Annotated in this window: 21 protein-coding genes and 2 pseudogenes; 11 read left to right on the top strand and 12 right to left on the bottom strand. The window is 68.2% G+C overall.

Going from position 1 to position 26,104, the window contains the following annotated elements:
* The first annotated feature begins 14 nt into the window (after positions 1 to 14).
* Both OG293_RS00160 and OG293_RS00165 read left to right on the top strand, forming a co-directional pair.
* Complete coding sequence (locus tag OG293_RS00160; protein ID WP_405996682.1) at positions 15 to 3,710, top strand: hypothetical protein; 3,696 nt, start codon at positions 15 to 17, stop codon at positions 3,708 to 3,710.
* 62 nt (positions 3,711 to 3,772) lie between these two features.
* A pseudogene (locus tag OG293_RS00165) lies at positions 3,773 to 3,871 on the top strand (IS5/IS1182 family transposase); the annotation flags it as partial.
* Between the two features lie 76 nt (positions 3,872 to 3,947).
* Here OG293_RS00165 and OG293_RS00170 read toward each other — a convergent pair.
* Genes OG293_RS00170 through OG293_RS00180 form a run of 3 tightly spaced genes read right to left on the bottom strand, consistent with a single transcriptional unit; the run spans position 3,948 to position 7,404 of the window.
* A complete protein-coding gene (locus OG293_RS00170) occupies positions 3,948 to 4,670 on the bottom strand; it encodes a helix-turn-helix domain containing protein (RefSeq protein ID WP_405996683.1) in 723 nt (240 codons plus the stop codon).
* On the bottom strand, positions 4,670 to 6,790 hold the full coding sequence (locus OG293_RS00175; protein ID WP_405996684.1) for a hypothetical protein: 2,121 nt from the start codon (positions 6,788 to 6,790) through the stop codon (positions 4,670 to 4,672). The genes OG293_RS00170 and OG293_RS00175 overlap by 1 nt, the downstream gene beginning before the upstream one ends.
* A complete protein-coding gene (locus OG293_RS00180; protein ID WP_405996685.1) occupies positions 6,790 to 7,404 on the bottom strand; it encodes a helix-turn-helix domain-containing protein in 615 nt (204 codons plus the stop codon). The genes OG293_RS00175 and OG293_RS00180 overlap by 1 nt, the downstream gene beginning before the upstream one ends.
* A gap of 214 nt (positions 7,405 to 7,618) precedes the next feature.
* On the opposite strand from OG293_RS00180, the gene OG293_RS00185 reads away from it, so the two are divergent.
* The 8 genes from OG293_RS00185 (at position 7,619) to OG293_RS00220 (ending at position 16,901) form a co-directional block, all read left to right on the top strand.
* Positions 7,619 to 8,035 (top strand): hypothetical protein, encoded by a 417-nt coding sequence (locus OG293_RS00185; RefSeq protein ID WP_405996686.1) that lies wholly within the window; start codon positions 7,619 to 7,621, stop codon positions 8,033 to 8,035.
* Between the two features lie 613 nt (positions 8,036 to 8,648).
* Complete coding sequence (locus OG293_RS00190; protein ID WP_405996687.1) at positions 8,649 to 9,728, top strand: hypothetical protein; 1,080 nt, start codon at positions 8,649 to 8,651, stop codon at positions 9,726 to 9,728.
* Positions 9,729 to 10,390: 662 nt separating this feature from the next.
* Positions 10,391 to 11,104: a TnsA-like heteromeric transposase endonuclease subunit gene (locus tag OG293_RS00195; protein WP_405996688.1), complete on the top strand. Its 714-nt coding sequence runs from the start codon at positions 10,391 to 10,393 to the stop codon at positions 11,102 to 11,104.
* Positions 11,101 to 12,183 carry a hypothetical protein gene (locus OG293_RS00200; RefSeq protein ID WP_405996689.1) on the top strand — a complete coding sequence of 361 codons (1,083 nt, stop codon included), beginning with the start codon at positions 11,101 to 11,103 and terminating at the stop codon, positions 12,181 to 12,183. The genes OG293_RS00195 and OG293_RS00200 overlap by 4 nt, the downstream gene beginning before the upstream one ends.
* Positions 12,068 to 13,282 (top strand): hypothetical protein, encoded by a 1,215-nt coding sequence (locus OG293_RS00205; protein ID WP_405996690.1) that lies wholly within the window; start codon positions 12,068 to 12,070, stop codon positions 13,280 to 13,282. The genes OG293_RS00200 and OG293_RS00205 overlap by 116 nt, the downstream gene beginning before the upstream one ends.
* Positions 13,270 to 14,304 (top strand): ATP-binding protein, encoded by a 1,035-nt coding sequence (locus tag OG293_RS00210; protein WP_405996691.1) that lies wholly within the window; start codon positions 13,270 to 13,272, stop codon positions 14,302 to 14,304. Before OG293_RS00205 ends, OG293_RS00210 begins: the two co-directional genes overlap by 13 nt.
* 141 nt (positions 14,305 to 14,445) lie before the next feature.
* Positions 14,446 to 15,576, top strand: coding sequence for a TniQ family protein (locus OG293_RS00215; protein ID WP_405996692.1), 1,131 nt, complete (start codon positions 14,446 to 14,448; stop codon positions 15,574 to 15,576).
* A gap of 125 nt (positions 15,577 to 15,701) precedes the next feature.
* Positions 15,702 to 16,901: an endonuclease domain-containing protein gene (locus tag OG293_RS00220; protein ID WP_405996693.1), complete on the top strand. Its 1,200-nt coding sequence runs from the start codon at positions 15,702 to 15,704 to the stop codon at positions 16,899 to 16,901.
* 273 nt (positions 16,902 to 17,174) lie between these two features.
* Here the strand turns inward: OG293_RS00220 and OG293_RS00225 are convergent, their stop codons facing one another.
* On the bottom strand, positions 17,175 to 18,134 hold the full coding sequence (locus OG293_RS00225; RefSeq protein WP_405996694.1) for a 5'-nucleotidase: 960 nt from the start codon (positions 18,132 to 18,134) through the stop codon (positions 17,175 to 17,177).
* Between the two features lie 660 nt (positions 18,135 to 18,794).
* On the opposite strand from OG293_RS00225, the gene OG293_RS00230 reads away from it, so the two are divergent.
* Positions 18,795 to 19,835 carry a hypothetical protein gene (locus tag OG293_RS00230; RefSeq protein WP_405996695.1) on the top strand — a complete coding sequence of 347 codons (1,041 nt, stop codon included), beginning with the start codon at positions 18,795 to 18,797 and terminating at the stop codon, positions 19,833 to 19,835.
* 91 nt (positions 19,836 to 19,926) lie between these two features.
* Here OG293_RS00230 and OG293_RS00235 read toward each other — a convergent pair whose 3' ends face one another.
* The 8 genes and pseudogenes from OG293_RS00235 to OG293_RS00270 all read right to left on the bottom strand — a co-directional run.
* Complete coding sequence (locus OG293_RS00235) at positions 19,927 to 20,328, bottom strand: DUF6527 family protein (RefSeq protein ID WP_405996696.1); 402 nt, start codon at positions 20,326 to 20,328, stop codon at positions 19,927 to 19,929.
* On the bottom strand, positions 20,325 to 21,494 hold the full coding sequence (locus OG293_RS00240) for a ThiF family adenylyltransferase (RefSeq protein ID WP_405996697.1): 1,170 nt from the start codon (positions 21,492 to 21,494) through the stop codon (positions 20,325 to 20,327). The genes OG293_RS00235 and OG293_RS00240 overlap by 4 nt, the downstream gene beginning before the upstream one ends.
* Positions 21,469 to 21,729, bottom strand: a complete 261-nt coding sequence (locus OG293_RS00245) for a multiubiquitin domain-containing protein (RefSeq protein ID WP_145887661.1) — start codon at positions 21,727 to 21,729, stop codon at positions 21,469 to 21,471. The genes OG293_RS00240 and OG293_RS00245 overlap by 26 nt, the downstream gene beginning before the upstream one ends.
* Positions 21,730 to 21,843: 114 nt before the next feature.
* On the bottom strand, positions 21,844 to 22,128 hold the full coding sequence (locus tag OG293_RS00250; RefSeq protein ID WP_405996698.1) for a DUF3892 domain-containing protein: 285 nt from the start codon (positions 22,126 to 22,128) through the stop codon (positions 21,844 to 21,846).
* 147 nt (positions 22,129 to 22,275) lie between these two features.
* A complete protein-coding gene (locus tag OG293_RS00255; protein WP_405996699.1) occupies positions 22,276 to 23,301 on the bottom strand; it encodes an ImmA/IrrE family metallo-endopeptidase in 1,026 nt (341 codons plus the stop codon).
* 12 nt (positions 23,302 to 23,313) lie between these two features.
* Positions 23,314 to 24,222: a hypothetical protein gene (locus OG293_RS00260; protein WP_405996700.1), complete on the bottom strand. Its 909-nt coding sequence runs from the start codon at positions 24,220 to 24,222 to the stop codon at positions 23,314 to 23,316.
* Positions 24,223 to 24,302: 80 nt separating this feature from the next.
* A complete protein-coding gene (locus OG293_RS00265; RefSeq protein ID WP_405996701.1) occupies positions 24,303 to 25,253 on the bottom strand; it encodes a hypothetical protein in 951 nt (316 codons plus the stop codon).
* Positions 25,254 to 25,435: 182 nt separating this feature from the next.
* A pseudogene (locus tag OG293_RS00270) lies at positions 25,436 to 26,090 on the bottom strand (transposase); the annotation flags it as partial.
* Positions 26,091 to 26,104 lie beyond the last annotated feature (14 nt).

Below are 26,104 nucleotides of genomic sequence, written 5' to 3' on the forward strand. Positions count from 1 at the left end.
GGAGCAGCTGAGCCATGAACAACACCATCAAGCAGTTCGGTTTCCACGGTATCGGGGACTCCGCGATCATTGGGTCACGTTACCCGCTGGGCGACAAGACGCCGTTCACCTACGACTTCCGCAACTTCTTCCACCCGTACGTGGGAGACCTAATTCAGGTGCTCAATCAGGGCTCACTCAAAGACATGTTCGAACCCGCCGTCCAGGCGAGGCTGGAGGGGGATTTCCCCCTCGCTTCTCCCGCGTACACCCTGAACGAGAGTGGGCTCGTCACGGTGACCAGACATCGAAAGGAGATCGATGTCGACGAGGGGGGCCCTTATGCGAACTACAACTGGGAGTTGTTCTTCCACATCCCGCTGACCATCGCGGTCCACCTCAGCAAGGCCCAACGTTTCGCCGAGGCACAGCGCTGGTTCCACTACATCTTCGACCCGACGTCGAACGAGCGCAGCCCTGACAACAGCGTCGCTTTGAGTTCCCCGGACGACCCGCGTGAAGGCGATCCTCTCATGTTCGATTACGCGACCGACGCACCTCACCCTCTGAACTGGGTCGGCATCTACCCCAGCTCCATCCGGCCGGGCACAGGGCCTAAAGCGTTGGTATGGGACTATGCCCGCTTCGCCTACGGCGGTTTCTTCCTGTTCCCTAAACCTCCCCTGGCCGGCGGCCCTTACACGGCCTATTTGCTGGCCAAGGACGGCTACAACATCCTTGCCACCAGCGCCCCGTTCAGCGTCCGTCCGCACCCAGCCGCGGACGCCTCCCCCGGCACGCCGGTGAGTGTCGGCACGTCGTCCACGAGCACGCTGGACGGTTCGGCGAATCCGCAGGTCGGTGTCGATGCGCCCGAGCGCTACTGGAAGTTCCTGCGCTTCCGCCGCAGAGACAGCGTCTACAACAGCATCGCCGATCTGCTGACCCTCCTGAGCACCCGCGATGATCAGCTAGACGAAGAGGAGGCCGCGCTCAAGACGCAGGTCCTCCAGGGCTACAAGGCGATGAAGGACCACCCGTTCCGTCCGCACGCGGTGGCCCGCACTCGACCGCTGGCCTATCAGTATCAGGTCGTCATGAAGTACCTCGACAACCTGATCGCATGGGGTGACAGCCTGTTTCTGCAGGACACGGTCGAGTCGATCAACGAGGCGACGCAGCGCTATGTACTGGCGGCCAACCTGCTTGGTCCGCGACCACAAAGGGTTCCTTCCCCCGGGACGGCCACGGCGAAGACGTTTGCGCAGCTCAAGGCGCTTAAGGGGGGCGGGCTGGACGCCACTGGCAACGCGTTGGTGGATCTTGAGGCACAGTTCCCGTTCAATCTCGCAGCCCCGCACGCGGCCGGCGATGGTGCGTGGACCAGCGCCCTGTTCGGGATCGGTCGCAGCCTCTATTTCAGTGTGCCGGGCAATGACCGCCTGCTCGCCTATTGGGACACCGTCGCGGATCGCCTCTACAAGATCCGGCACTGCACGAACATTCAAGGGACGGTCCGCCAACTCTCGCTGTTCGAACCGCCCCTGGACCCCGGCATGCTCGTCAAGGCCGCCGCCGCGGGCATCGCCGTCGGCAGCATCGTGGCTGGCACGAACCAGCCCGTGGGGCCGCTGCGCGCGATGCCGCTGATCCATAAGGCGCTGGAGCTGGCGAGTGAGGTCCGCTCCCTCGGAGGCTCGCTGCTCGCGGCCTTGGAGAAAGGGGACGCCGAACACTTGGCGCTCCTGCGCCAGAGTCACGAGACCAAGATTCACCAGCTCGCCAAGGACGTGCGCTTCTTGCAGTGGAAGGATGCCGAGCAGAGCACCGAGGCGCTGCTGAGGGCACGTGCGAGTACATGGGAGCGCTACCGCTACTACCTGCGCATGCAGGGCCGTACGCCCGACGCCGCCACCGCGCCGGAGACGCTGGCGCTGCTTCGGGACCCGCTGACCGAGGCGAACTTCGACATGCTGTTCGCAGCGCTCGTCACCGCCTATGACACCACGATCGTCCCGCAGAAGTATCCGCAGCTTAACCTCGCGGGTGAAAGCTCACCGTCCAGTCAGTCCGGTGCGACGGGAGCCGGTGCACTGCACCTTACGCCTACCGAGGACGCCGAGCTGAACGCGCACCTGCCCGCCGCACGGGACTCCCGCGTGGCCGCCTCGGTTGTCGACACTGTCGCGTCCGTCCTGACGTTCATCCCCGACTTCAATCTCAACCTGGACTTCTGGGGCATGGGCCCCTCCGCGGGGATCTTCGGTGGCAGCAAGATGTCGGACGCCGCCAAGATCGCCGCGGGAATCCTCAGGACCAACGCAGCCGAGCACACCGACCAGGCCGGAATCGTCAGCCGCACGGCTTCACACGAGCGGCGCGCGGACGACTGGATCCTCCAGACCAACCTCGCCGCCCGCGAACTCGCCCACTCCGGACGCCAGATCATCACCTCGCTGCTGACCGAGCAGATCGCCCACCACGAATACCTCAACGTGCAGACCCAGATCGCCAACAGCCAGGAAGTCGACAACCTCCTCCACTCCAAGTTCACCAACGAGGAGCTGCACAACTGGATGCAGGGCGAGATCTCCCGCCTCTACTACCAGTGGTACCGGTTCGCGTTCGACACCGCGCGCAGAGCAGAACGCACCATGAAGCTCGAGCTGCGCCGCCCGGAGCTCGACGCAACGGACTTCGTTCAGTTCAACTACTGGGACGGCGGCCGCAAGGGCCTGCTCTGCGGCGAAGCGCTGCACCTCGATGTCAAGCGCATGGAGATGGCCTACCACGACAACAACCGACGCGAGCTCGAACTCACACGCCATGTCTCGCTGCGCCAACTGGACCCTCTGGCCCTGCTGCAGCTCAAGACAACCGGCACGGCGACCTTCACCATCCCCGAGTCGCTCTACGACCGCGACTACCCCGGCCACTACATGCGGCGCATCAAATCCGTGGCGGTGTCGGTGCCCAGTGTCGTCGGCCCCTACACACCGGTTCCGTGCACACTGTCACTGCAGCGCAGCAGCATCCGCGTCAAGCCCCTTCTCGACGGCGGAACCTACCGGCGGCGCAGTGACGGCGACGACGACCGCTTCGTCGACGTCTTCGGCCCCGTGGAGTCGATCGTCACGAGCTCGGGCACGAACGACTCCGGGCTATTCGAACCTTCCCCGCACGACGACCGCTTCCTGCCGTTCGAGGGCGCGGGCGCGGAAAGCATGTGGAAGGTGGATCTGCCCCCGGAGCTGCGTAGTTTCGACTACTCAATGATCTCCGATGTGATCTTGCACGTGCGCTACACCGCCCGCCAAGGCGGCAAAGATCCCTTCGGCGACAAGGCGCTTGAGGAGCTCAAGGCGGCATTGAGTCAGGTGCAGAGCTCCGGTCTCGCCCTGCTGGTCTCCCTGCGCCACGACTTCCCCACCGAGTGGTCGGCCTTCGCAGCCGGTACTGGCGACCTGAAGATCACGCTCCGGAAAAACTTCTTCCCGTACATGGTTCAGGGCAAGAAGCTCAAGATCGCCGACAAGCTGGAACTCTACGCAGGCGCTACAAAGCTTGTGATGCGAACAATTCCAACCTCTTCGGTGCTCTCTGTCGCGCCCGACGCACTGTCGAACGAAGCACAGTTGACCTTTTCCCAGGACGAGACAGTGCTCAAACGAGACGCCGCTGACGTGCTGCTGGTCATGCGGTATGGATTGGAAGACACGAACCGAGCGTGAGGCGGGTAGCAGAGGCCCTAACAGAAGTTGTGGATCATGCGACCTCAGCTACCGCAGAATCAGCCCCCCGCTACGAACGCCATCCCCGCAACGACCTGGCCTTCCTCGGCCTCGCCGCAACCATCTGCTGCTACAAACGACTCCTCCGCCTCACCACATAGGACATCGTCTTAGCGGTCTGCGGCCGGCCGTCATCTGCTTCAGCATCTTTCGCGGCTGCACGAATGGGTGGCAGCCTCAGCGTGGGCGCCAGGTGCGCACTTCCAGGTGAAGGATGTGGGCGTCGGGCTGGATGCGTCCGGTCTCCACGAGCCACTGGTGGACGGCGGCGGTGACGTCTCCGCCCGCCGCGTCGACGCGGCGGGCGAAGTCGGCTGCGTCATGACCGCCGGTCTGCGAGGAGCCGTAGGAGCGTTCCTCGGTGTGGTCGGCGCGCTGGGTGACGTCGCGGCGGATGCCGGGTGAGTCGGTGCGACTGCCGGAGGGGTGCAGGTAGCCGGTTTTGGCGAGGCGGACGGTGAAGGCGAGGCGGAGTCCTTGGCGGGCGGCTTCGGCGATGAGGGGGCGTAGGCGGGAGGAGCCGGAGGCGATGGCTTGGGTGCCGACGCGTCCGGTGCCGGAGCCGGTGGGGGTGATCAGGACGGCTTTGCTGCGGACGCGAGCGCGTTTGCCGCTGGCGGTGGTGCGGCGGTGGGTGTGGCGGGCGGCGATGGTGGTGAGTTCGGGCAGGTCGGTGATGCCGCCCATCTGGACGGCGGTCAGGACTTGTTGGAGGGCGGGGACGAAGGCTGCGCCTTTGTTCTTTGTGTAGAACTGGGAGACCAGGGAGGGGTCGCGGTTGATGATGCGGGCGATGTCGCGTTTGGTGTAGCCAGCTGCCTGGAGCTGGTCGGCGAGTTGGGCGGCCTCGTTCAACTGGGCTTGTTCGGTGGTGCGGTTGCGGCGGGAGCGTGGTGGCATCAGGCCTGTCCCCCGTTCTGGGTCAGGGCGGTGCGCCCGGCGTCGCGCAGGGCAAGGAGTTCTTCCTCTGTGGTGGGGGCTGTGACCGGGCCGGTGAGGTGGCCTTTGAGGAGGTAGTCGCCGGGCTGATGGTGGTGTGGCCAGTGTTGGGGTGCTGTGAGGTAGAGGGCGTCGGTGCGGAAGGCGATCACGGTGCCGGGCTGGGTGTGGAGGGCGCCGGCGTAGGTGTCGTCGTCGCGGTGGCGCTGGGTGAGGAGGGCGGCGCGGGCGCCTGACCAGATCGCGGCGGCCCATTCGGGGTGGGCGTTGGGGTCGCGGCTGAAGCCGGTGGGTTTCTGCCAGGTGATCTGTTCATTGTCGAAGCTGATGATTTCGGCGTCCGGCGGGACGTCGCGCTCCATGGTGCGGGGGGTGGTGCCGGTGACCATGCGGGGGCGCTGGGCGAAGGAGCCGATGCCGTACAGGAGGATGGAGCGCACGGCGCGGGAGGCGAGGTGGGCGGCGCGGGCCTGCTGGGGATCGCCCTGGAAGTGGGCCTGGGCGGAGAGGTTGCTCCAGGTCTCTTTGAGTTTCTTGGCCCAGTCGTCAAGGGGTTTGCCGTCGTCCCAGAGGATGCCGTCGAGGATTTCGATCTTCCACGGCTGGATGGGGTTGGCCAGGGCGGTGTGGATTTCGGGGCCGCCGGCCCAGGTGGTGAACGTGTAGCCGGGGGCGGCCGGGTAGTGCCAGGCGCGGTCGCCGGGGGCGGGGGCAGGCAGGATGCCGACGTGGTCCCAGGTGTCGGGGACGGTCACGCGTACCTGCCAGTGTCCGCATCCGTACAGGGCGCGCATCTGCTCCTTCTGCGTCCAGGAGGCGAAGGTCTGGGCGGTGATGCGGCGGGGAGTGCCGACCGGGGATTTCCAGGTGTGCTTGGCGTAGGCGAAGGTGCGGTCGTACTCGACGAGTTGGGGCAGCTGGTCGGGGACTCGGGGCGGGGTGAGCAGTTCGTTGCGGCCCTGGCCTGCGGTGGCATGGAGCAGGCCGCGTAGTTCCTCGGACAGGACGGGAAAGCCCTCGGCGTGCTGGCCGCGTTGGGGGATGGTGCGGGTCCACAGGTCGCGGCCAGTCTGGGACGGGGAACCCATGATGACCGCGTCGTTCCAGTGGCGGCGCAAGGCCTGCCACAGCAGGACGAACGCGTCCCGGACAGTGGCCGGGTCGGCGTCGTCGACGTCGAACCACTCCCCCACCGAGCGGATTTCGACGTGACTGTCGCCGTTCTCGCGCTGGTAGCGGCCGACGGGGTTACGGGCGTGGACGAAGTGTCCGGCCATCCGGTCGCGGCCGCGGCCCGTGTCGGTGCGCCAGCCCGGCGTGGGGGCGTTCAGCCAGGCCGCGACCGCGTCGCGCAGGTACGGGTAGCGGTCGGCGTCGCGGTGCCAGGGGTCACCCGCGGTGATGTAGATGCGCTCCGTGCCTTCGGGCAGGGTCTGGAAGACGGCGGTCAGGATGGCGGCGACCGAGGTGTCGGCCAGGTCGAGGCGGTGGGTCTGGCTGCGGTGCACCAGCACGCCCGTGTCCGTGTCCAGGAAGACCGTGGAACGGGCCTGCTGGGTGAAGTTCGGTGGCGTGGAGAGCAGGTTCGGGGTGTGCGTGAACCAGCTGTTGCCCGCTGCCCCCTCAGGGATCGACGGGAGGGCACGCGGCGCCTCCGGGGCTGCGGGCTTCGCGGAGGCACGGTCCTCGGCAGGAGCGGCCGACGGGGAGGCGGCGACGGGCTGCGCTGATGTGGCGGCGGCAATCGCGGGCGCCACCGCTCCCGTCTGGGCGGCGAGGCGGGGCGGAATCTCGGTGCCGTCGGTGGTGGCTGGGGCGTCCGGCTCGGGGTGGGGCGGGGTGGTCTCGGCTGTGGTGAGGCGGTCGGGGGCCAGCGCGGGGGCCAGACTGACGACGTGGGCCAGGCTCAGTCCGGCCGCCGGGGCGATCCGTTCCGCCTTCGCCTTCTCGTACCCGGCCAGCTGTGTGATCTGCCGGTCCCGCTCGGCCTCCAGCTTCGCCAGGGCGGCCCGGGTCTTTTTGATCTCGTCCCGTACGGTGCGCAGTTCGGCGAGGGCTGCGGTGTAGCGCTGTGCGTCCATCAGGCTTCCTTGTCCGGACGACGGGCGGCGGGTGCGGGGACGTAGGCGATCGCCCCGCCCGAGTGTGAGACAAGCCGACTGCCCAGCAGCAGATCAGCGAGCATCCGGTCGGCCTGCGAGGAGGCAGTCACGTGCTGGACGGGCGTGGCCAGGTCTGTGACGTAGCCCGCCAGCCGCGCGTGAGGGAAGGCATAGCGGCCCTGGGCGTTCTTCTCCCAGACTTCCAGGCCGGTCAGCACAGCCACCACGTAGCCCGACAGGGTCACCGGCAGGACTCCGGCGGCCGCCACGCTCGGCGCATCGCAACGCCACCAGCCGCGCAACGCCTTGAGGAGGTCCTCGGGGGCGAGGGAGGCCCCGAAGCCGATCCAGTTCCGGTCCGGTTCCTGTACCTGCTTGGCCGCGTCGACCCGCAGGACGGCGATCTCTTGAACATCCAGCCGGTCCAGCGGGGCGTGCCGGCGCTGACCGAGCGCCTGGACCACGTTGAGCGGAACCATGACGCGCACGCCACGGCGGGACAGGCCCGGCAGCAGCCCGGCACGTACCAGACGGCGGAAGGTGGTGACGGCGCAGCCGAGCTCCTCAGCGGCCTGTCCGGTCGTCAGCAGCACCCCGCTCACTCCTATGCAAGATCTGATATCTGATTCGGTATGTATGTTACTGGATCTACTGAGAGGCCGTCAAAGCACCACCGCAGGCTCGAAGGCCGTCTCCGGCCCGCGCGACTGGACAGACGCGGCCGGCGATGACCCAGGACGCTATCGGCGCTGCGTCACGACTGAGCAGCGTCAGGCACCCCGCGAGGGCGCGGGATAGATTGCCGCTATGCCCGGCTCAGATCCCGACTCCTATGCGGCGTTGTATCGCCTGAGGTTCACCCGGCGACTGCCGGGCGAACTGACGGAGCTGACCGGGCCTGTGCACGGCGTCGTCGACCTGCCCCTGCACGTGGTCTGGTCGGGGCTACGCAGCTTCGATCTGGACCGGCCACGCCAGCGCATGAGCCTTTACCGGACAGTGCTGGCCGAGGGCCAGCGCGAGGACCTGCGCCTCTACCTCAACCACCGCCTGCTGCTGCAGCTGTGGCCTGTGCTGCGTTCCCTGATCGGGCGCACTGTACGGGAGGTGTGGGAGGAGGCGTTCCCCCCGCTGCGCGCGGCCGCGACCGAAGGTGACAAGCAGTCCGCGCTCATGCCTCCGGAGTCCAGCGCGGCAGAGGATCCGCCTGAGCAGGCCAGATAGCGACCTACCGGAGCCCTACGAAAGTCTGGCCAGGGCATCGCTGCCCGGGGCGACACACAGCGTGTACCCGGCCGCATGCCGCACCAACGCGCTGCACCGGCGGATCAGATCCGCCGGAATGTGCCTGAACTTCATGGACACCATGCTGCGGCGCAGCACTGACACCACTTCAGCCGGCTGGACGGCCTGCTCCCCAGCGGCTGATACGCGGTCTTTACGCTGAACGTCGTTGCGCTCACCATCTGTTACCAGGGGATGCGGCTGGCTGCGCCTGGCGCAGCTGGCGTGTCGAACACATCTCGAATCTAGAGCGAGCTCAGGCGTGACATGATCCTTTCGGTCATTTGTTCCCGTGTGTTGCTCAAGATGCAACGCGTGTAGCTCACTGTCGCCAGCCATCCGTCCTTGCTGCCAGTCGCTGGCTGGATATCCGCCTCGTATTGGCGTCAACAGTGCCATTGGTGCAGGTTAGGCAGCTGTCTCGTCTGGCTGGGGGCGTGCTCGGGACAGCGTCCTCGTCCAGGAGTCGGGGCACTGTAGAGGCAGGGTCTGACAATGCGTCCGCAACCAGCGCGGCGGAAATGGCGCGAAGTTTCGGCTACCGCCCGGTACCGTGCCGGACACCGCATGCGCTGCCGGACGGGTGCGCCAGGATGCGCCCATGAGTCTCACCTCGTCCCTCAAGGACGCGACGTCGCCGATGTCGCGGTTCCTCACCGAGCATCTGCCAGATGCCGATGGCCTGTTATCCGACTACCGCAGGCGTCTGGCCCGCTATCCCGCGCCGGTGAACCCCGCTGCCACAGCGGAGCGGCGACCGGAGTACCGCATGCTGGGCCACACGATCGACCACCGGCTGCGGATCAGTCTCGGAGCGCCCACCAGTCAGCCGATCAAAGAAGGCATCGTGCGGGCGGTCATCGACGACGACGGCTGGCCGGACCCCGCCATCATCAGCACGGTGCAGGCAGCGGGGGCGGTACTACTGAAGGAACTGGAACAGTACGAAAGCAGCGACGGCCAGCCGTTGGCGCTCGACTCCGAGACGGAGGAGCGTCTGGTGCGGCTGTGTCACGTCGCCTCGAGCTTTGAGGCGATCTTCCGCCATGTGGGATGGGTACGCGGCAACAGCCTGGGCTCCAGTCGGCCCGGAGCGACGCTGGACGAAATCGTCGATGCCGTGCCGGCCTACGCCGTCGACGACATTCGCCAGCAGATGGCGTTGGCGGCGCATCCCGGGCCCTTCGACAGCCTACGGCAGTTGCCCGCCGCGCAGCGCGTCTGCGGGCCCGTCTTCGACGGCAGCCTCCATGTAGGAGGAGCCGACGCCGACTTCATCCTCCGCGGCCAGCTGATCGACTGTAAAGCCACCATCCGCCCCGAGCGGATGGGCCGCGCTGAGCTCTACCAGCTCGCCGGCTACCTTCTGCTGGACTACAGCGACAGCTACTCCATCGACTCCGTGGGGCTGTATCTGTCCCGCCAAGGCGCCCTCATCGACTGGAACGTCGCGGACTTCCTTGGCTTCATGGGCGCACAGCTCGAGCTGCCCAACCTGCGCGCCGCCTGCCGGTACGCGCTGACCGACGGCGCAGCCGGCACACCCCCACCGCCGGAGGACCAACGCCGCCCACTCCCCCGCCCGCGCAACGCACCCCCAGTCCAGGACACGCTCTTTGGCGACCTGCCTTGATCCACTGCGGCTACTCCAGCTGGCCCTATGGCAGCCGGTAAGCGCAACGGGCAGCCAGTGGAATGGCTCTTGCCTGCCTCCCGTGAACGCTCATACCGACGACCGCTGCCCGACAGGATCTGCTGGGCACCAGGTCCAGGGCGAGGAACTACACGAGAGCTGAATGCCTTGGCGGGCATGCCCAATCGGGTGACGCGCAAGCTCCCTCACGAACGCTGCTACACCGTGCTCAGAGCTCACCATGCCTGATCCTGCCCCAAAGTCCGCGGCCGGTATGCGGCTGAAGGAAAGGCACCGCTGCAAGTAAAAGCCACCGGGCGCGACCCCGCAGGCGATCAGATGAGAATCCTGCCCGCGTTCCGGGCAACGACGGCGCTCCCATCGGTGATGGCGCTAGAGCCGCTCTGCTTCCGCTTCTTGTAGCCGCGCGCCTTGTTGGGGTGAGCGCGGCATGCGGCAACGGCTCGCCGTTGTGGGTTCGACCGGCGTCTCCACGGCGTGTGTCCAGACGCCCGCCCTGCTTTCCAAGCAGTGTCTTCCGTCCCGATTTTTTCCTGCATACATGAGAGTTGTTCGTGATCCCTCTGTCTTTCGAAGCACACCAGCAGGCTGATCCCCCGCCGCCACTGAGCATCGGCCGTCGCTTCGCTGATCCGGCACACATGACCGCACGGTTTATCCGCCCTGACGGCACCGAGCACGAACTGCCCTGGCTGGAGGCGGCTGGAGAACAGCGGCTGGAGGAGTGTCTGCCGGTGCGGCGGTTCCCCGTCTGCAAGGGGCGGCGCTCGGCGCCGGGCTGGTACTGGTCCGCGACCGACAGGTGCCTGGTGCACCACGGGTTCAAAGCCATGCGCACGCAGCTCATGATGCTGGACCACGATCCGGTGGTGACGGCTCTGGCCTGCCGGCCGGTGGAGCTGTCGTGGCACGGCCGGGGCGGCAGGACCGTGTCGCACGCGCCGCACCTGATGGCACGTCTGGCGGACGGCGGCGGATTGCTGGTGGACTGTGTGAGCCGGTTCGGGGCGGGGCGGCGACTGGTTTGGCGGGCCGCCCACCTGGAGGGTGCTGCAGCCGCGGCAGGCTGGCACTACCGTCTGATGGCACCGCCACAGCCAGTGGTGGAGGCCAACCTGCGCTGGCTTGCTGGCTACCGGCATCCGCGGTATGCGCAGGACCGGTTGCCGGAGGTGGCCGAGTGTTTTCGGGCGCCGATGGCGCTGGCCGAGGGGGTGCGGCTGCTGGGTGATCCGATCGCGGTGTGGCCGTCGGTGTTCCACGCAATGTGGGTGGGTGTGCTGAGCGTGCCGCTGGAGCGCCCGCTGCACGAGCGGGCCGTCGCGGTGGCGTGCGCGGCGGAGGCTGGGAGGTGAGCCGGCCTCTGCTCAGGCCCGGTTCCCGTGTGCGCTACGGCGGCCGGGAATGGACCGTAGCAGGTATCGAGGCATCCTCGGCGTCCGGTGCGCGGATCTGGCTGTCCGGGATAGAGAAGAAGGACGGGCAGGACACGCTGGCGGTGTTCGGGCTGGCGGAGCTGCTCGGCGATGCGTCGTTCGAGCCGGTCGGGGGTCCGCCGCGTCTGCGGGTACCGCAGATGGGCCTGCTGTCGACGGTGTCCGAGGTCGAGCAGTGGCGTGCGTTCGAACTGGAGCGGCACGTCCGTGAGGTGGAGACGGGGCATCCCGCCCCGGACGGCACGGCGTCGGTGAGACCTGAGTACGATCCCGCGTCCACCACGCTGGCCCAGCGTGAGCAGGCGAAGGCCGATGAACTGGCCGCGCAGGGCTGGGCGGACGTGAGCCGGGCGACGGTGCGCAGGTGGCGTGCGCGCTACCACGCGGACGGGGTGTGGGGGCTGGTCAAGAAGCGTCGCAGCCCGGCGCGGCTGGTCCGCGCCGATCCCCGGGTGGTCGAGGCGCTGCGCGCCCTGCTGCCTGTCGAGGCTTCCCGCTCCCGGTCGCGAGGGTGGAAGAAGCGGATGCGCGGTGAGGTGCAGTGGTGGCTGGACGACCACCACGGCGAGCAGGGCCGGCGGACGGTCGAGGTGCCGCCGCAGTCCACGTTCAACAGACTCCTCGACACGGTGGAGGCATCCCTCGGGTTGCAGGGGACGGTGGCGCAGCGGCGTGCCCGCGCCGCCCGTCCGGCCCCGCCGTTCACACCGACGCTGGCGCTGCGTCCGGGTGAGATCGTGATGCTGGACAGTTCGCCGCTGGACGTGCTGGTGGTCCTGGACGACGGGGTGGTGGGGCGGCTGGAGCTGACCATCGCCGTGGATGTGGCCATGCGCGGTCTGTGGGGGGGTGCTGCGGCCGGCGGGAAGCAAGCTGACGGACGTGGCGGTGCTGCTCGCGCAGATGATGACGCCGATGGTGATGCGGCCCGGCTGGTCCGCGGCGCTGTCGATGGCCTCCTCGGTCGTGCCGCACGAGCGGCTGACCGGCATCGATGAGCGGCTGAACGATGCGGCGGCCCGTCCGGTGATCGTGCCCGAGACGGTCGTGGTCGACCAGGGCAAGGTGTTCGTCTCCCCGGCCACCCGGGCCGCGTGCGAGAGCCTGGGGATCTCGCTGCAGCCGGTGCCTCCGGCGAACGGACCGGCCAAGGGCCATGTGGAGAGGCCATTCGGTTCGATCAATTCGCTGTTCTGCCAGTGGTTGCCCGGCCACACCGGTTCGAACGTGAGCGAGCGCGGTTCCAAGGTCGAGCAGGAGCCACTGTGGACCGCGGCTGAACTCCGAGCACTGTGGGAGGAGTTCCTCGTGCACTGGCACCACCGCCCGCACGCGGGGCTGCGGCATCCACTGATGCCGAAGAAGGCTCTCACCCCGAACCAGATGTGGGCGGCGCTGCTGCCCGTCGCCGGATACGTGCCGGTGCCTTTGTCGGCGGACGACTTCGTGGAGCTGCTGCCGGTGCGCTGGCAGCCGATCACCGATGCCGGTATCCGGTTCGACTACCGCACCTACGACGGCAGCTGCCTCAACGGACACCGCGGGCAGCACTCCGGAGTACGGGCGCAAAAGGGCCTGTGGGAGGTGCACTACAACCCTTACGACCCGGTCCGGATCTGGGTCCGGCTGCCGGAGGGTTTCCGTGAGGTGGCGTGGATCCACACCACCTCGGTCGCCCTCCCGTTTACGCACCACGTCTGGGAACACATCTGCAAGGTGGTCGAGCGCACCGGCTCGCGTGAGGAACACGAGGCCGAACTGGCCCTGGCCCTGGACGCCTTCCTCAGGCGGGCCGCGGGCAAAGAGAAGCTGTCCACCGTGGAGCGGCGGGTGATGGCGAAGTCCCGCGCCTCGCAGACCGTGCCGGTGCCCGCGGGCGAGATCAACGTGCTGGACGTGCTCGCCCCGTCGTTCGGGCTGGCTGGTGTGTACGCGGCGCCGGATCCCGACGACGAGACCCTGCCGGACGAGGACGAGGACGAAGACGGAGACGGGGACGGGGACGTCGTCGGTGACGGGCCGGAGGCCGGCCATGTCTCGGGAGGGTCTCTCATTCTCAGCGACCAGGACCTTGAGGAGGACCAGTGGCTGCCGTAACTGCTGCCGTGGGCGGCGACTTCTCCGACGGCGATGTCACTCCCGGTGCGGTCACGGACTGCGTCCGGTGGCAGGAGTACGTCTGCCGTCTGCGGGTGATCGCCCCTCCGGTGGACGACCCATCCTGGGATCAGGCGAAGCGGCTGAACTACCACTCGGAGTTCGTCACCCTCAAGACGCCTTCCATGGAGCGGTCGATGGCGGAGCTGAGGGTCACTCTGCTGGTGAACAACAAGCAGCCGGGTACCGCCCGGCGCGGGCTGATCGTGTCCGGGCCGCCGGGGGCGGGAAAATCGACCACGCTCATGGAACTCGGCCGGTCCTTCGAACTGAGCGAACGGCGCCGCCGGCCGGGCCTGGAGGGTTCCATGCCCGTGCTGTTCGCTTCCGTCCCGCCCACCTACACGCCCAGGAACTTGGCCAAGGTCCTCGCCCGGTTCGCCGGTATTCCCGTCCATGACCGGATGACCGAACACACCATCACCAACGCCGTGTGCCACGTCATGTTAGAGCGGGGCACCCGGCTGGTGTTCATCGACGACGTGCACCTGCTCAACACCCGTACCCGGCCCGGCGCCGACACCTCCGACCAGGTCAAGACCCTGATGGAACGAGTACCCGCGACGTTCGTGCTGGCCGGTGTCAACGTGGAGGACTCACCGCTGCTGACCGGGCCCCGCGGTGCCCAGCTCGCCGCCCGCTGCAAACTCCTGCGCACTCCCCCGCTACTCAACGGCACCCCGGAGCAGAAGAAGATGTGGCACTCGCTCCTGGGCGACATGGAGGGGGCGCTGCGGCTGGCCCGCCACCGGCCCGGAACGCTGGTACGCCACGCCGCCTATATCCATCTCCGCACCGGCGGCGTGATGGCCAGTCTCTCCCTCCTCGTCAGGGAGGCCGCGATCCGCTCCATCCTGGACGGAAGCCTCGCGATCACGAAGAAACAGCTGTCGCAGGTGCTCCTCGACGTCCAGGCCACGAATGCGGCGCGCGCCACCCTGCGGCGACGCCCCGGCAGCTGACCGGCGCGGCGGAAGGCCCCACCCGGGCCTCCCGCCGCGGGCCCGCCCTGCAGTCCCCCCTCCCCGTGCCGACGGGGCGCTGATCTATGGCCGCGCCCCCTGCCCTGCCCTCAACACCCCCACGCGCAAAGGACGATGCCGGTGCAAGCCTCCGCCTCCACGCTTGTTCGTATCCCGCCCGTGGCGGGGGAGCTGACCGGCTCCTGGTTCCGCAGGATGGCCGCCCCTTACGGTCTGCCCGCGCAGGACTTGCTGCGGGGCATCCTGAGCGGCGCGCACCGGGTGCAGGTGACGGGCACCCCGGGCAGCGGCCTGGAACTGTTCCTCAACACACCCGCGCGAACAGCCCTGGCCCGCTCCACCGGTCTTCCCCTGACCCGGCTCATCCGCCTGCTGCCCGCTCTTGCCGCCCCGCACGGGCGGCTCGCGGACGACGACAACCCGCGGGCGGCCTGGTACATGCCGGGCGAGGCATGGGTGGGGACCTGTCCTGCGTGTACCGGGCGGGCCTGGCGACCCGGACAGCCGGTTCTGGTGTACCCGGGAACGGCCGGGCACGTCTGCCGACGTCACCGGCGCTGGCTCCTCGCGCATCCCGGGAGGCCGGCGAGCATTCCGCTGGAGACCCTGCCCGAGGTCCTCACCGCTCACCGACACCACTCCGCTCTCGCACGAGCCCGTCCGGATGCGGCGGACGTGGTGGCCCTCGCCGCGGCGGTGGTGTGGTCGTGGCAGGTACAGGGGTGGAGATCCGAGACAGTCTGGCAGGACCGTGTACGCCGGCTGGCCGCGGTCACGGGATCCGTGCCGGCGGCCGTGGTGCCGCATGCGCTGGTGTCCTACCCGGAGACGATCGCCGTGGCCCGGCTGCTCGGCGCTCCGCGCTGGCAGCAGCGGCTGCGCGAGACCGCCGCAGCCCAAGGGGCAGGCGCCGCAATGGAATTGCTGCTCCGGGAAATCAGCCGCCGGGCCGGCAGGCCGTGGCTCGCGGACTGGCTGATCGCCTACACCCGCACCAGGCCCAGGACAGCCGCACAAACCGATCCCCTCGATCGGTGGCTGCGCCGGCTCACCGCTGCGGACGGCACCGAAAGCGACGGCTTGTGGACGGTGCACCGGCCGGCTGTACGGCCCACCGAGTACAGCGACCGCGTCGGCTTCCTCACCGACCGCCGTCCCCGCAGCATCTGCGCAGAGGCCGGGGCGGCCTTCCTGACCGGTGGCTGGGAACCGGTGCCCTCGCCGCGGTCCGGGCCGGCGCCGTGCCCGTGACCTCTCCCGGCCCCGTCCCCGGCTCCCCGCCAGCCAGCTCCGCCCCCAGCCATATCTCGCCAGCGTCCGCAGGCCGCCACACACCCCGCCCGCTCATCCCTCACGCACGAAGGAGAGACACACCCATGGCATCAATCAGTCCGGAGTACGCCAACCAGATACTGGCGGAACTCACCGAGGGCTGCCCCGTCCCCGCGGCACCCGCCTCGCTGTCCCGCTACACCTTCCAGACCAGCAACCACGTCCTCATCGGAGACACCGCCGTTCGCGGCTACAAGTACAAGGGCCGGTGGCGGCTGGACGATCGGGACATCCGCGCGGCCGGCAACCGGCTCGCCTCGCTCCCTTTCGACCCCGACGACCTGGTCGACGCCCGTCTCTCGTCCGCCGAGCACAACCGGACGTGGCGCTCACAGATCCACCGCTGGTTCGAGCACATCCCCTACCAGGACCAGAGCGCCAACGGCTGCCGCTGCGAAGGACAGCAGCCGTGCAACAGAACCCGGCCCAACTGCTACGGGCTAGGGTGCGGAGCGACCTTCGAGCAGGTCAAGGAACGCTACGGCCGGTCGCCCATCGCGTGCACCAGTCCCCTGCCGCTGCTGTCGTGGTCCGGCACCACCTGGATGGTCCCGCGCGCTTACGCTGCCCTCCTCGACCGGGCGGACCGGATCGCCGCCGAGTGCGTCGAACAGGCCGCCCGATGCAGTCGCTGCAACGCCACCGGAGACGTCGGGAAGTGGCGCACGTCCAGCAACAGCGGCTACACCACTCTGTGCCCCGCGTGTGCTGCCTCCGTCGCCCGCCCTTACAAGGACCACCTGCGCGGTCGGCTGTATGCGTCGCTGCTGAAGAACTCGCAGCCGGAGGCGTTCCTGTGCCGGATGTGTCCCGGTCCGCGGCAGGCGGTGTACTGGGACCACTGTCACACGCACGGATTCGTGCGCGGGCCGGTGTGTGCCAGCTGCAACACCTACGAAGGCGGCGGCCACCGGTTCATCCACCAGCCGGGCGCGGTCCGCCACCTCCTGCAGTGCGAGGGCTGCCGCCGCGACAGGACCGTGCCGCCGCGCCACCAGCCCGACATCGTGCTGCAGACGTTCGTGCCCGACCCTCACGGCCCGTGCGCGAAGCAGCCCCACTCCGCGTGGGGTTCGGTTCAGGAGGACGGATCGGTCCGTTTCCGGATGCGCTGCTGGCAGTGCGCGTTTGCACCCCAGTGGGAGCAGGTCGTGCCCGCCACCCAGGTCAGGCAGCTGGTACGGGAGTTCGTCGACAAGGCCCTGGACGCCGATGCCGACGCCCCCGGCCAGGACACCGCCTGACGGCCCGTCCCCCTCATCGCCTCGGTTCCTGAACTTCTCCCCCGAGCCCGCCTGCGGGCCCGGGCGCCCGGCAGAACGCAGCACAGACGCCGCCTCTCCCCGGCATCAACGAAACGAGACACGTCATGGCCTACACACACACTCCCCGCTCCTGCCGGAATCCGTCCGGGGGTGACGGCATGAGCCTCACCAGCTGTCTGGATGACCGCCGCTCACACCATTGCCGCTTCCCGGATGCGGAACTGCCCGACGTTGCGGCGCTGGTGGGCGATGTCAGGACTTCGGCAGGTCCTCGAGAACGTTCGGCTCGTTGATCTTCCCGAAGGGGACGTGAACGCTAGGGGTGGTCCGCGACGTGCTGGCCAGATGGCTTTCCTGGTCGTCGAAGAAGATGTGTGGCTTGAGGACCTTCATGATCTCGCCCTTGTCGATGCCTCCGAGGAAGAAGGCGTCGTTGACCGTCACTCCCCATCGCTTCAGGCTCATCACTGCCCGCTCGTGCGCGGGGGCATTGCGTGCGGTGACGAGTGACACGTGGAGACGGATCCGATATTCGACGCCCTTCTGCCGTTCCTCCTCCTCCCTTTGCTGGATACGGTTGATGCTGGCAAGAAAATCCTTCAGTGGTCCCGCATCGTGCGGAACCGCGGCGTTCAGCACCTCGTGGGCGCGGAACCCCTCGATGCCTCCCGTCTGGTACACCTGCTCCGACGCGTCGGTGGCAAGGACGCCGTCGAAGTCGAAGGAGATACGCAGGTCGCGATCGCTACTGTCATCCTCGTACGGCTCACCCAGAACGTGTCCTGCCGGCAGTCCCTGTGAGACGGCCTCGCGTACGTCGCTGTCGTTCGCTGACAAGAACAGCGACATGTTGAGGGCTGGCATGAATTTGTAGGGCGAGCGGCCCTGCATGAAGATGGCCCGGCTTATCGGCAGCTCATGGGCCTCTATCGACCGCATGACGCGAAGCCCGGTATCGGGGTCGTTCCGAGACAGAACGATGACCTCAACCAGGGGGTCGCCTTCCTCGCTCAGGTCGTTCAGTGACAGCAGTCGGCGGATGAACGGGAAGGCAACCCCGGGGCGGAGCGTGTCGGCGAGATGCTCTTCCTGGTAGGCGCGGTAGCTCTCCTCGCCCTGTTCCCGGAAGACGGCGTCCGACTCTGCGAGGTCGAACAGCGCGCTGGAGGCGATACCGATGACAAGCCGGTTCGCCAGTTCGTACGCGGCCACAGCAACCCCTTTGGTCAGCCCGTTCTTACGTCTCAATCATCGCACCAGCCTCGTCGCCGGGCCCGTCGCGCATACCCCGAGCAGTCCGGAAGCGCTGCTGGCCGGGATCTACCGAAGACGCAGCCAAGAGCCCGGCCACCGTCCACCTCAGTAGGAGAGCTCTACAGTTAGAGCCTCTTCGCCGCGGCGGCGGACCTCACCCAGATCGCACTCACTCGACCTGGTGACATACCTACCGTCGGAGAACCGGCGTGCGGCCGGATGCAGTTCGCGAAAGACACCGTGCCACGTCGGCACCACCGGGGCCTTGCCGCAGGGACGGTGCCCACAGACTGATGGCGTGGTGTCGACGATCACGTAATGCATGACCGCTGACACGTGGGGCTGTCGGAGTCCGTTCGGGCCTGCGGCGGCAAGGTGAGAATGGTGAGAAGAAGCGGAAGACGGGGGGCGGGGATGGGCAGGGAGTCGTACAGGACTGACGGAACGTGGCCTGACGGGCGGGAGACAGACCCTTCGGTGGTTTTTATGCGGGCAGCGACTCGAGCGCTACGGTTTCATCTGGATGCCGGCCACGGCAACCTGCTGGGCCTGCAGAGCAGCATGACTGTCGGCGGTGTCCCGGGCCATGATCTGCGTGCTGATCACGAAGCGCTGTTCATGCATGTCGCGGCCGTGGGTGTGACGGTCACGCTGCTGGGCGTGTGCGCGGCCGTTCCGGAGTGCTGGCCGCCGGAGGTCGAGCAGGCTGGCTTCCTTGGGACGCTGATGCGGCTGACCGAGGACGTCGTTGCCGCGGCGAGCGCCGTGCATGGTCTGGGCGACCCGAAGCCGCCTGTCGGTGTCCGACCGAAGGTCAGAGTCCAGGCACGCAAGCGGCGTCTTCGGCCTGAGGCCCTCGTGGCCCGTCGTGACCTGCTGCCAGACATCGCCCATGTCGGTCCGATCGTCGCGGCAGTCCGTGAGTACAACGATTTCGTCAGCAGTTGGGCCACGGACCCCCGGGCCCACGGCGATCCCAAACTGGCGAGCGTTCTGGCCTACGCAGGGGCACATTCCACGTTCGCGACCGTCGTGAGCACCTTCGAGGATCATGCCGCCGTTACCACGGTGTTCGCCGCGCGGATGCTTCTGGAGGAAGCTGCCCGGTTCACTTGGCTGGCCCAAGATCTGGAGGACGAGGACGCGTTCGTCCAGCGGTCCACTCGCTACTTCGACGAGTTCCGGGCGCGGAAGAAGAAGACGATCGCGCTGTTCGCCGGCAACGGGGTGACCCTCGCCGCCGCCACGAGGCTGTTCCGGCTGCCCGACAGTGTCGTCGAGGGGCCGGAGACGCTATCCAAGGGCCGCCAGCCGCTGCCGTCGATAGACGAGATGCTCTTGCTCATGGGGGCGCCTTACCCCGAGCCTGGCTGGCTACCGGTGGCGTACTCGCTGCTGAGCCAGGTCACGCACAGCACACCCATCGGCCTCGTTCACATGGCCCGCTACCGCGGCGGCACCCTGTCCGCCCATGACATCTCCCCCGAGATGCTCGCCCTGGCCCTCGACGCGGCCTGCCTGGGCAGCGCCCGCCTGCTGGGCATGTCCGCCCTGCTCCTCACGCAGGGCAGCAACGAGGCCCGACAGTACGCGCTCGGCCTCGAAGAACGGGCCCTGGCGGTCCACGACAGGGCCCGTCTGGTGCACTGGCTGGACTGATCCCGTCGCACGGGACGGCGGCCACATCACGTCCTCCGGCGCTCTGCGGGGCAGGGAGTCCTCCCCACCGGCCTCTGCGCCGGCTCGTTGGCTACCGGCGCCGGAGCGGCAGGTAGCGACGCAGCCTGGCCAGCGGCCTCGGCCGGGCTTCTTGGGTGCCCTGGACTAGCTCGCGACGATCACGCTCACGGTTCTGAGCAATCTCCACAGCCGAGTAACGGCGGCTGAAGCGGACGCGGCCGTTGCGGATCCAGTAGTGCGACTGGCACGGGAGTACCCAGTTGCCGATCGAGGGGGTGAGAGACACGTTCTCGCCGTCGTAGATGATGGACCATTGGGCTGGGGAGAGTGGTGTGATGACCTCGTGGCCGCAACCGCAGCAGCAGAGGTGACCGCAGGTGCGGTAAGGAATCGAGACGTACAGAACCCCTGCGTCCATCGTTGGGGGGAAGGTCTCGGTGAAGACCGGGCGCAGGGTGTCTTGTGCGGTCACGGCAGGTCCTCGTTGGCGATCTCGTTAGTGATCAGTGAGTACGTGGTGTGGCTCTCGTCGGTGGCGTCGGCGTAGATACCGATGGAGCGTTTCCAACGGATGACGGCCAGGACTGCATTGAGCGCGTTGAGATCCGCGGTCTGGATGTTGCGTGCGTAGGCGTCGCGTTCGGGCGCTGGCTGGGGGATGCGGCGGCGGGCTGCGTCTCGGCGGCCCGGGAGGCTGGTGGTGACGCGCAGGAGTCCGCTGAGGCGGCCGTCGATCTCTTCGATGCCCATGCCGACGTCGATGAACGGTACGTCGTGTGCTTCGAGCCAGTCGATGATCGCCGGCTTGCTCGCCGTGTCGTCGGAGGCGAGGAACACGAACGTGGCCCCGGTGAGCAGGTCGAGGTTGTCCTCGTCGAGGTATTGCTCGCAGGCGGACAGACCTTGGTGCATGTTCGCGTAGATCGAGGCAAGGTAGGTGGTCTTGGGCGGGCGGTCACGCAGGGTGTCGAGGGTGGGGGCGCCGGGGGCTCGAAAGGCATTGTGGTTGTCGAAGGTGTCGCCGTCGATGAGGAGGATCGAGTCGACCTCGGTCTTGGCGACCTGGTCGAGGATGTAGCTTCCGCTGCCCCCGAGGCCGACGATCACGATGCGGTGGCCTCGGAAGCGGCGGTTGACCGCCGCGATGCCGACGCGGGAGGTGGCGGTGTCGCGGTAGGCGAAGGGGCTGTCGTCCTCGAGCTCCTGCCATGCGGCGCCGGGGGTGGGGGTGGCCGTGGAGTCGAGTGCGTGTGCCTGGTCGGCGATGATCCTCGAGTACGCGGTGATCTTCGTGTACTCGTCGGGGTAGCCGTCGGGGCTGGGCTTGCTGGAGAGCATGAAGTTCGCCTGCATGCCCTCGGCGATCACCCGGTTCTCGGGATTGGCGAGAGCCAGGGGGCGGCCGTGCTCGTCGCAGGGGGCGGAGCCGCTGAACCAGATGCGGTGGTCGGTTCCGGAGACCAGGCGGTCCCCGCTGACGGTCACGGGGTAGGCGAGGAAGCCGTGTTCGACGGTGCGGTTCTCGGTGACGTACGGGATGTGCCGGACGATGATGTGGCCTGCGTGGACGACGACGTCGTAGCCGTCGTCGAGGAGGCGGGCCAGGTCCGGGTCACGAGCGAGAAGTGCGGTAGGCATCGAAGACCATCCCCTTCTTCACTCTGACGCTGTGGCCGGCGGTGAGGCTGCCCGTTCCGTGGCCGTCGTGGCCGCGGCTGTAACGGACGGTGTAGGTGTCCTGGTCGTTCGGCGGCTGGCCGGGGTAAGCCAGGTCGACGACCTGCTCGAAGGTGATCTCCTTCGCCTCCCAGGTGTGCGGTCGGGCGTTGACGATGATCGTGACGGGCGCGGGCCCGTGGCTGTCCTGAGACATGGGTCCTCCTAGGTGAGGGGGTCGTGTGTTCGCCCGGAGGTGCCCCGGGCGGGGCGAGCGTCCGGCGGGCCACGGCAGGGGCGGCGCGCCGGACAGCCATGTTGTAGTGGCGGGTCAGCGCCGGGGAAGGGCGAGGAGGTTGTTGGTCCACACGCCTTCGGCGTGGGTCCTCAGGTACTTCTCGCCTCGGGCGGGCGTCACCACGGCGACTTCCGTGCGGTGCCCGGCTCGGTCGCTGGTGTAGGCCTTGCCGGCCTGCTTCTCGATCCAGTCGACGATCTGCGCCCGCGTGTTGTCGCCGGTCTTGCCGGACGCCTGCTCGGTCCACCACAGGTGGGTGATGTGTTCGTGCGTGGTGCCGCCGGTCGACAGGCGCACCGAGGTGATCTGAATAGCCATCGTTCTGTTCCTGCCGGCGATGTTCCGACGGCGCCCGCGGCCGGCGCCCGGGTTCCGTGATCACCCCTGGGTGGGGTGCTTCGCCTGGGACGGACGACGTAACTCGCGGGTAGGGGTGAGCGTGTTGCAGATGGGGGTGGCGAGGCGTCAGTCGCAGTTGAGACAGCGGTCGCTGCCCGAGGGGAACATCGAGGGCGGGTGCAGGGTGAAGCAGCCTGGGCAGAGGCGTTCGGTGACGCGGCGCGGGCAGGCGCAGCGGCCGCAGTCGGGGCACGGGGGGATGTGGCAGCGCCGGCAGGCGGGGTCGAAGGAGCGGTACTCCTCGTCGCAGTTCGCGCAGATGTAGTCGCGTGCCTGGGGGCCGGTGTCGGGAGTGGGTGGGGTGAAGGTGCGCCAGGGGGCGGAGTCAGTGACGAGGACGGCGATGAGGTAGCCGTCCATGGGGGCGGTGTCGATGTGGAGTTGTCGTCCGAGGATGCCGTCGCGGTAGCGGACCTGAGTCAGCCCTCGTGCGTGGCCGGAGCCGGTGAGCGCGCGGTCGATGACGGCTATGTCGCCCTGGAAGCTACCGCGTCGCAGGGGCGGAAGGCCGTGGGATGCGGCGAAGGCGAGGTGTCCTGTGGTGTCGAGGAGGAGGATGTGGCCGGGGGCAGGGAGATGCTGGACGGCTCGAACGCAGACCGCCATGCGGGAGGCGTTGCTCGCCTGCCACAACTGGGTGACCGTCGACGCGGTGGGTCCCTTGGTGTCCAGGTGCTGGTTGACGAGGGGCGCAGGGAGCAGGATCTCGGCTGCGAACGCGTCGCAGGCTGCATCCTCCAGGAGGAGGCCACCGTCGGGTTCCCTGCCAAAGGGCTCCATGAGGGCGAAGCTGTTCTTCTGCAGGTGGTGGCCCAATTCGTGCAGGGCGGTGAAGTCCCGCCGTGCACGGCTGGCGGACGTGGCGACGGACAGGTGGGGTGGCGGGCCGAAGTCGTACGCTCCGGCGACGCTGCACCCTTGTTCCGTCAGATTCTCGTCGACCTCCAGGACGGTCAGCTCGGGCCAGGTTCTCAGCTCCGCGAGGGCGCCTTGTGCTAGGCGCTCGACCGCGCCGGGACGAGCCGCTTCGAGTTCCTGGATCATCGCAGCGGCCTGGGTCCGGGCGGCGCCGGCGAGCACGTAGTTGACCACGCGGTATGCCCCCTATTGGCCCAGACGCAGTTCGAAGTAGCGGTTCGTGCGTGCCGTCCAGTTCGGCTGCGTGCGGTCGTCGTCGCGTGCCGCGAGCGTGTAGATACCGTAGGCGGCGCGCAGCCGGGCGTCGCGTTCGGTCTCGTCGTGCTGGGCGGCGAGCGCCTTCACCTGCTTGCGGCGCAGGGGGCGGTTCAGTTCGTGCACGACGGCGGGCGGCAAGGCGGGGTTGGCCTCGAGCAGCTGGCTGGCCGACTGCTCGAGGCGTTCAGCGAGTGTGGCGGCCTGGTCGGCGGTCAGGGCGAGTTGCCCTCTCCATACGGCGAGCGCTTGGGGCGGCGGCAGTTTCAGTTCGGCCCCCAGTTGCGGGGCGGTGATGCCGTGGTCACGAAACAGCTTGTTGAGGCCTCCCGATCCTTGGGGGGCCCACTGTGCCGAGGCAAGGAGTGCGAGCTGGTCGGCCAGGACTGCGCGGTACTCGATGGTTGGCGAGGACGGGGCTGTGCCGCTCCCCCACTGTGTGCCGGGCACGGCGGCGGCGAGCGTGCGGGACGTGAAGGCGGAAGGGCGGCTGGTCAGCTCGCTGACCTGCCGGTCCAGCACACACCACGGAAGGGTGGCTTCCAGGCCCCACCACAGTGCCAGTGGCTGTTCCAGGGTGGTCGCCTGAGCGGGCAGGAGCACGGTGTCGGTGTCGGCGTACTGTTCGAAGGAGGCTGGCACGGCGCGCAGGGTGTCATCGTCGCCGGCGGCTGTGATCAGCAGCAGCTGGATGGTGTCCTCCCATACTGCGCGCCAGATCTGGCCCGGCAGCGGGTCCTGGGGTGGTGCGGTGGCCACCTGGCGGACGGCGTCGGGCACCTTCAGTCCCGCCGCGGCGGCCACCAGCCGTTGGTAGGCAGTAGTGTGGACAGAGTTCATGCCGTCTCCCCCGTCTCCTCGGCTGTGGTCCATCAGCGCATTCTCTTCTCACTGGATCCAGACGACGTAACTGGGGCTGTTCACGAAGGAGCCTCGCCGCAGCGCCGCAGCAGGGCGGCTATGACCGTGCGGGGGTCACTGTCCGCGGATAGGGCGGCACGGAGCGTTGTCTTGAGGTTCGATAGGACGGCAGCCGCATGCGTTTGCCGGATCTCCAGCAGCTGCGCCGCGTGATGGGCGTCCTCGTCGAGGTAGGGAAGCAGCAGGCGTTCGTTGGGTGAGAGGCGCTGCCAGATGTCCTCGGCCACTCCGTCGACTCCCGTGGGGTCCGGTGCGGCGGTGGCCGCGTGCTGGTCGACGAGTTCGGCGACGGTCCCTTCATCGGCGTACAGCGCGGTGAAGCGGGCTGGCGCCAGGAGCTCGAACCGGGCCTCGAGGACCTTGGCGAGGTCTTCCTCCCGCACCGCTCCCTGGGCGTACTGGAGCACGCACAGGAGGATGGTCTTGAGGGCATGGACCGTCTGCTTGGGGGTGGGGCCGGAATGGTTCCAGCGGGTGATGCCGACACCTGTCACCCGTGCCGCCTGTGCGATGAGATCGTCGAGATCTCCCTGCCACACGGCCTCCTCGGCATGGTCGGCCAACGCCCAGCGCGGCGGTGAGCCCTTGCTCTTCCGGTAGGCCGTGTCCTCGTCCATCAAGCGGGCGATGCGGCGCCGGAGCTTGCCCCGCGGCGTCTTCTTCGCCTCATCGATGAGGAAGTTCTTGATCGAAGTGAGGAACAGTCGCTCCAGGGAGGCCTCGTCGGCGGCCTGGGCGAAGCAGACGGTCACGAACCGTTGTCCCGCTCCTTCCTGGGACAACATCGCACTGATCACGTCGTAAGCCGCGTCATCGCTCCAGACAGTGTGCCCTTCCGGGGGCGGAAAGCCGGAGGCACGGCGCACCTGGTGGACCAGCCGCCGCAACAGATCAAACGTGGCCGGCCCGAACTCGCCGGTCTGCAGCTCCTCGAAAGCCCCGCTTGCCACGAGCCACCCCGAATCCCCTGCTCCCCGCTCGGCGCCTGCAGCCGCCGACCTTCAAGTCTGCATACACCAACATCCACACCCCCAGGCGCGCGACACGCCCAAGGTCCCCTAGCTTCGCGGAACAGCCCCACCAGCCGACCAACCAGCTGGGCGTCACCGGCCGATCGGCCGGCGCCATCAACCCCCGTACCCTCGTGTCGGGGCAGTTGAGCTAGGGCAAGCCGGGTGGTTTCGATGTGATCGGTGGCGGTGTTGGAGCCTGCGTTGCCGGGCCGCAGCAGGGCAGCCACCGGCTCTCCGGACCCGGCCTGGCCGTGGTCGACGAACGCCACCAGCGGGTGATGGCCGAAGGTCTTCTTCCAGCGCGGTGGCATCCTGCTTCTCAGAGTACGCCAGGACCAGCACGCCGTCGATGTCCACGATCACGGTGCCGTCGGCGGCCGGACCGTCCGCACCGGCCAACTCCCAGACCCGCGACCGTACTTCTGCCCGCGCCGACCGGATCGCGGTGAGTGCCTTCGGCCCGGCTGCGGCGAGAGCGTCGACGAGACGGGAGACCGTCGGATCGGAGGCCACCGGGCCGAACACCTCGGGCTCGGCCCGCAGCATGCCGATGTCGGCCAGGCAGTCTCCGCCCAGCGCGACAGCCAGGGCCACATCCAGAAGGATCCTGCCCGGATCGTGCACCGTTCGCGGCTTGCGCCACGGCGCCGTTGCCGCCGATATCGTGGTGTCCAGGCCGGACGTACGGACCGTCTCGACCAGCAGCACCGCCCCGGCCTGTGAGACCGCCCCGCGGCCACCACCCTCGACGCGGACACGCGGGTACAACCCGATACCTCACCTGGAAA

This window comes from Streptomyces sp. NBC_00829, assembly GCF_045161795.1.
Lineage (GTDB): Bacteria > Actinomycetota > Actinomycetes > Streptomycetales > Streptomycetaceae > Streptomyces.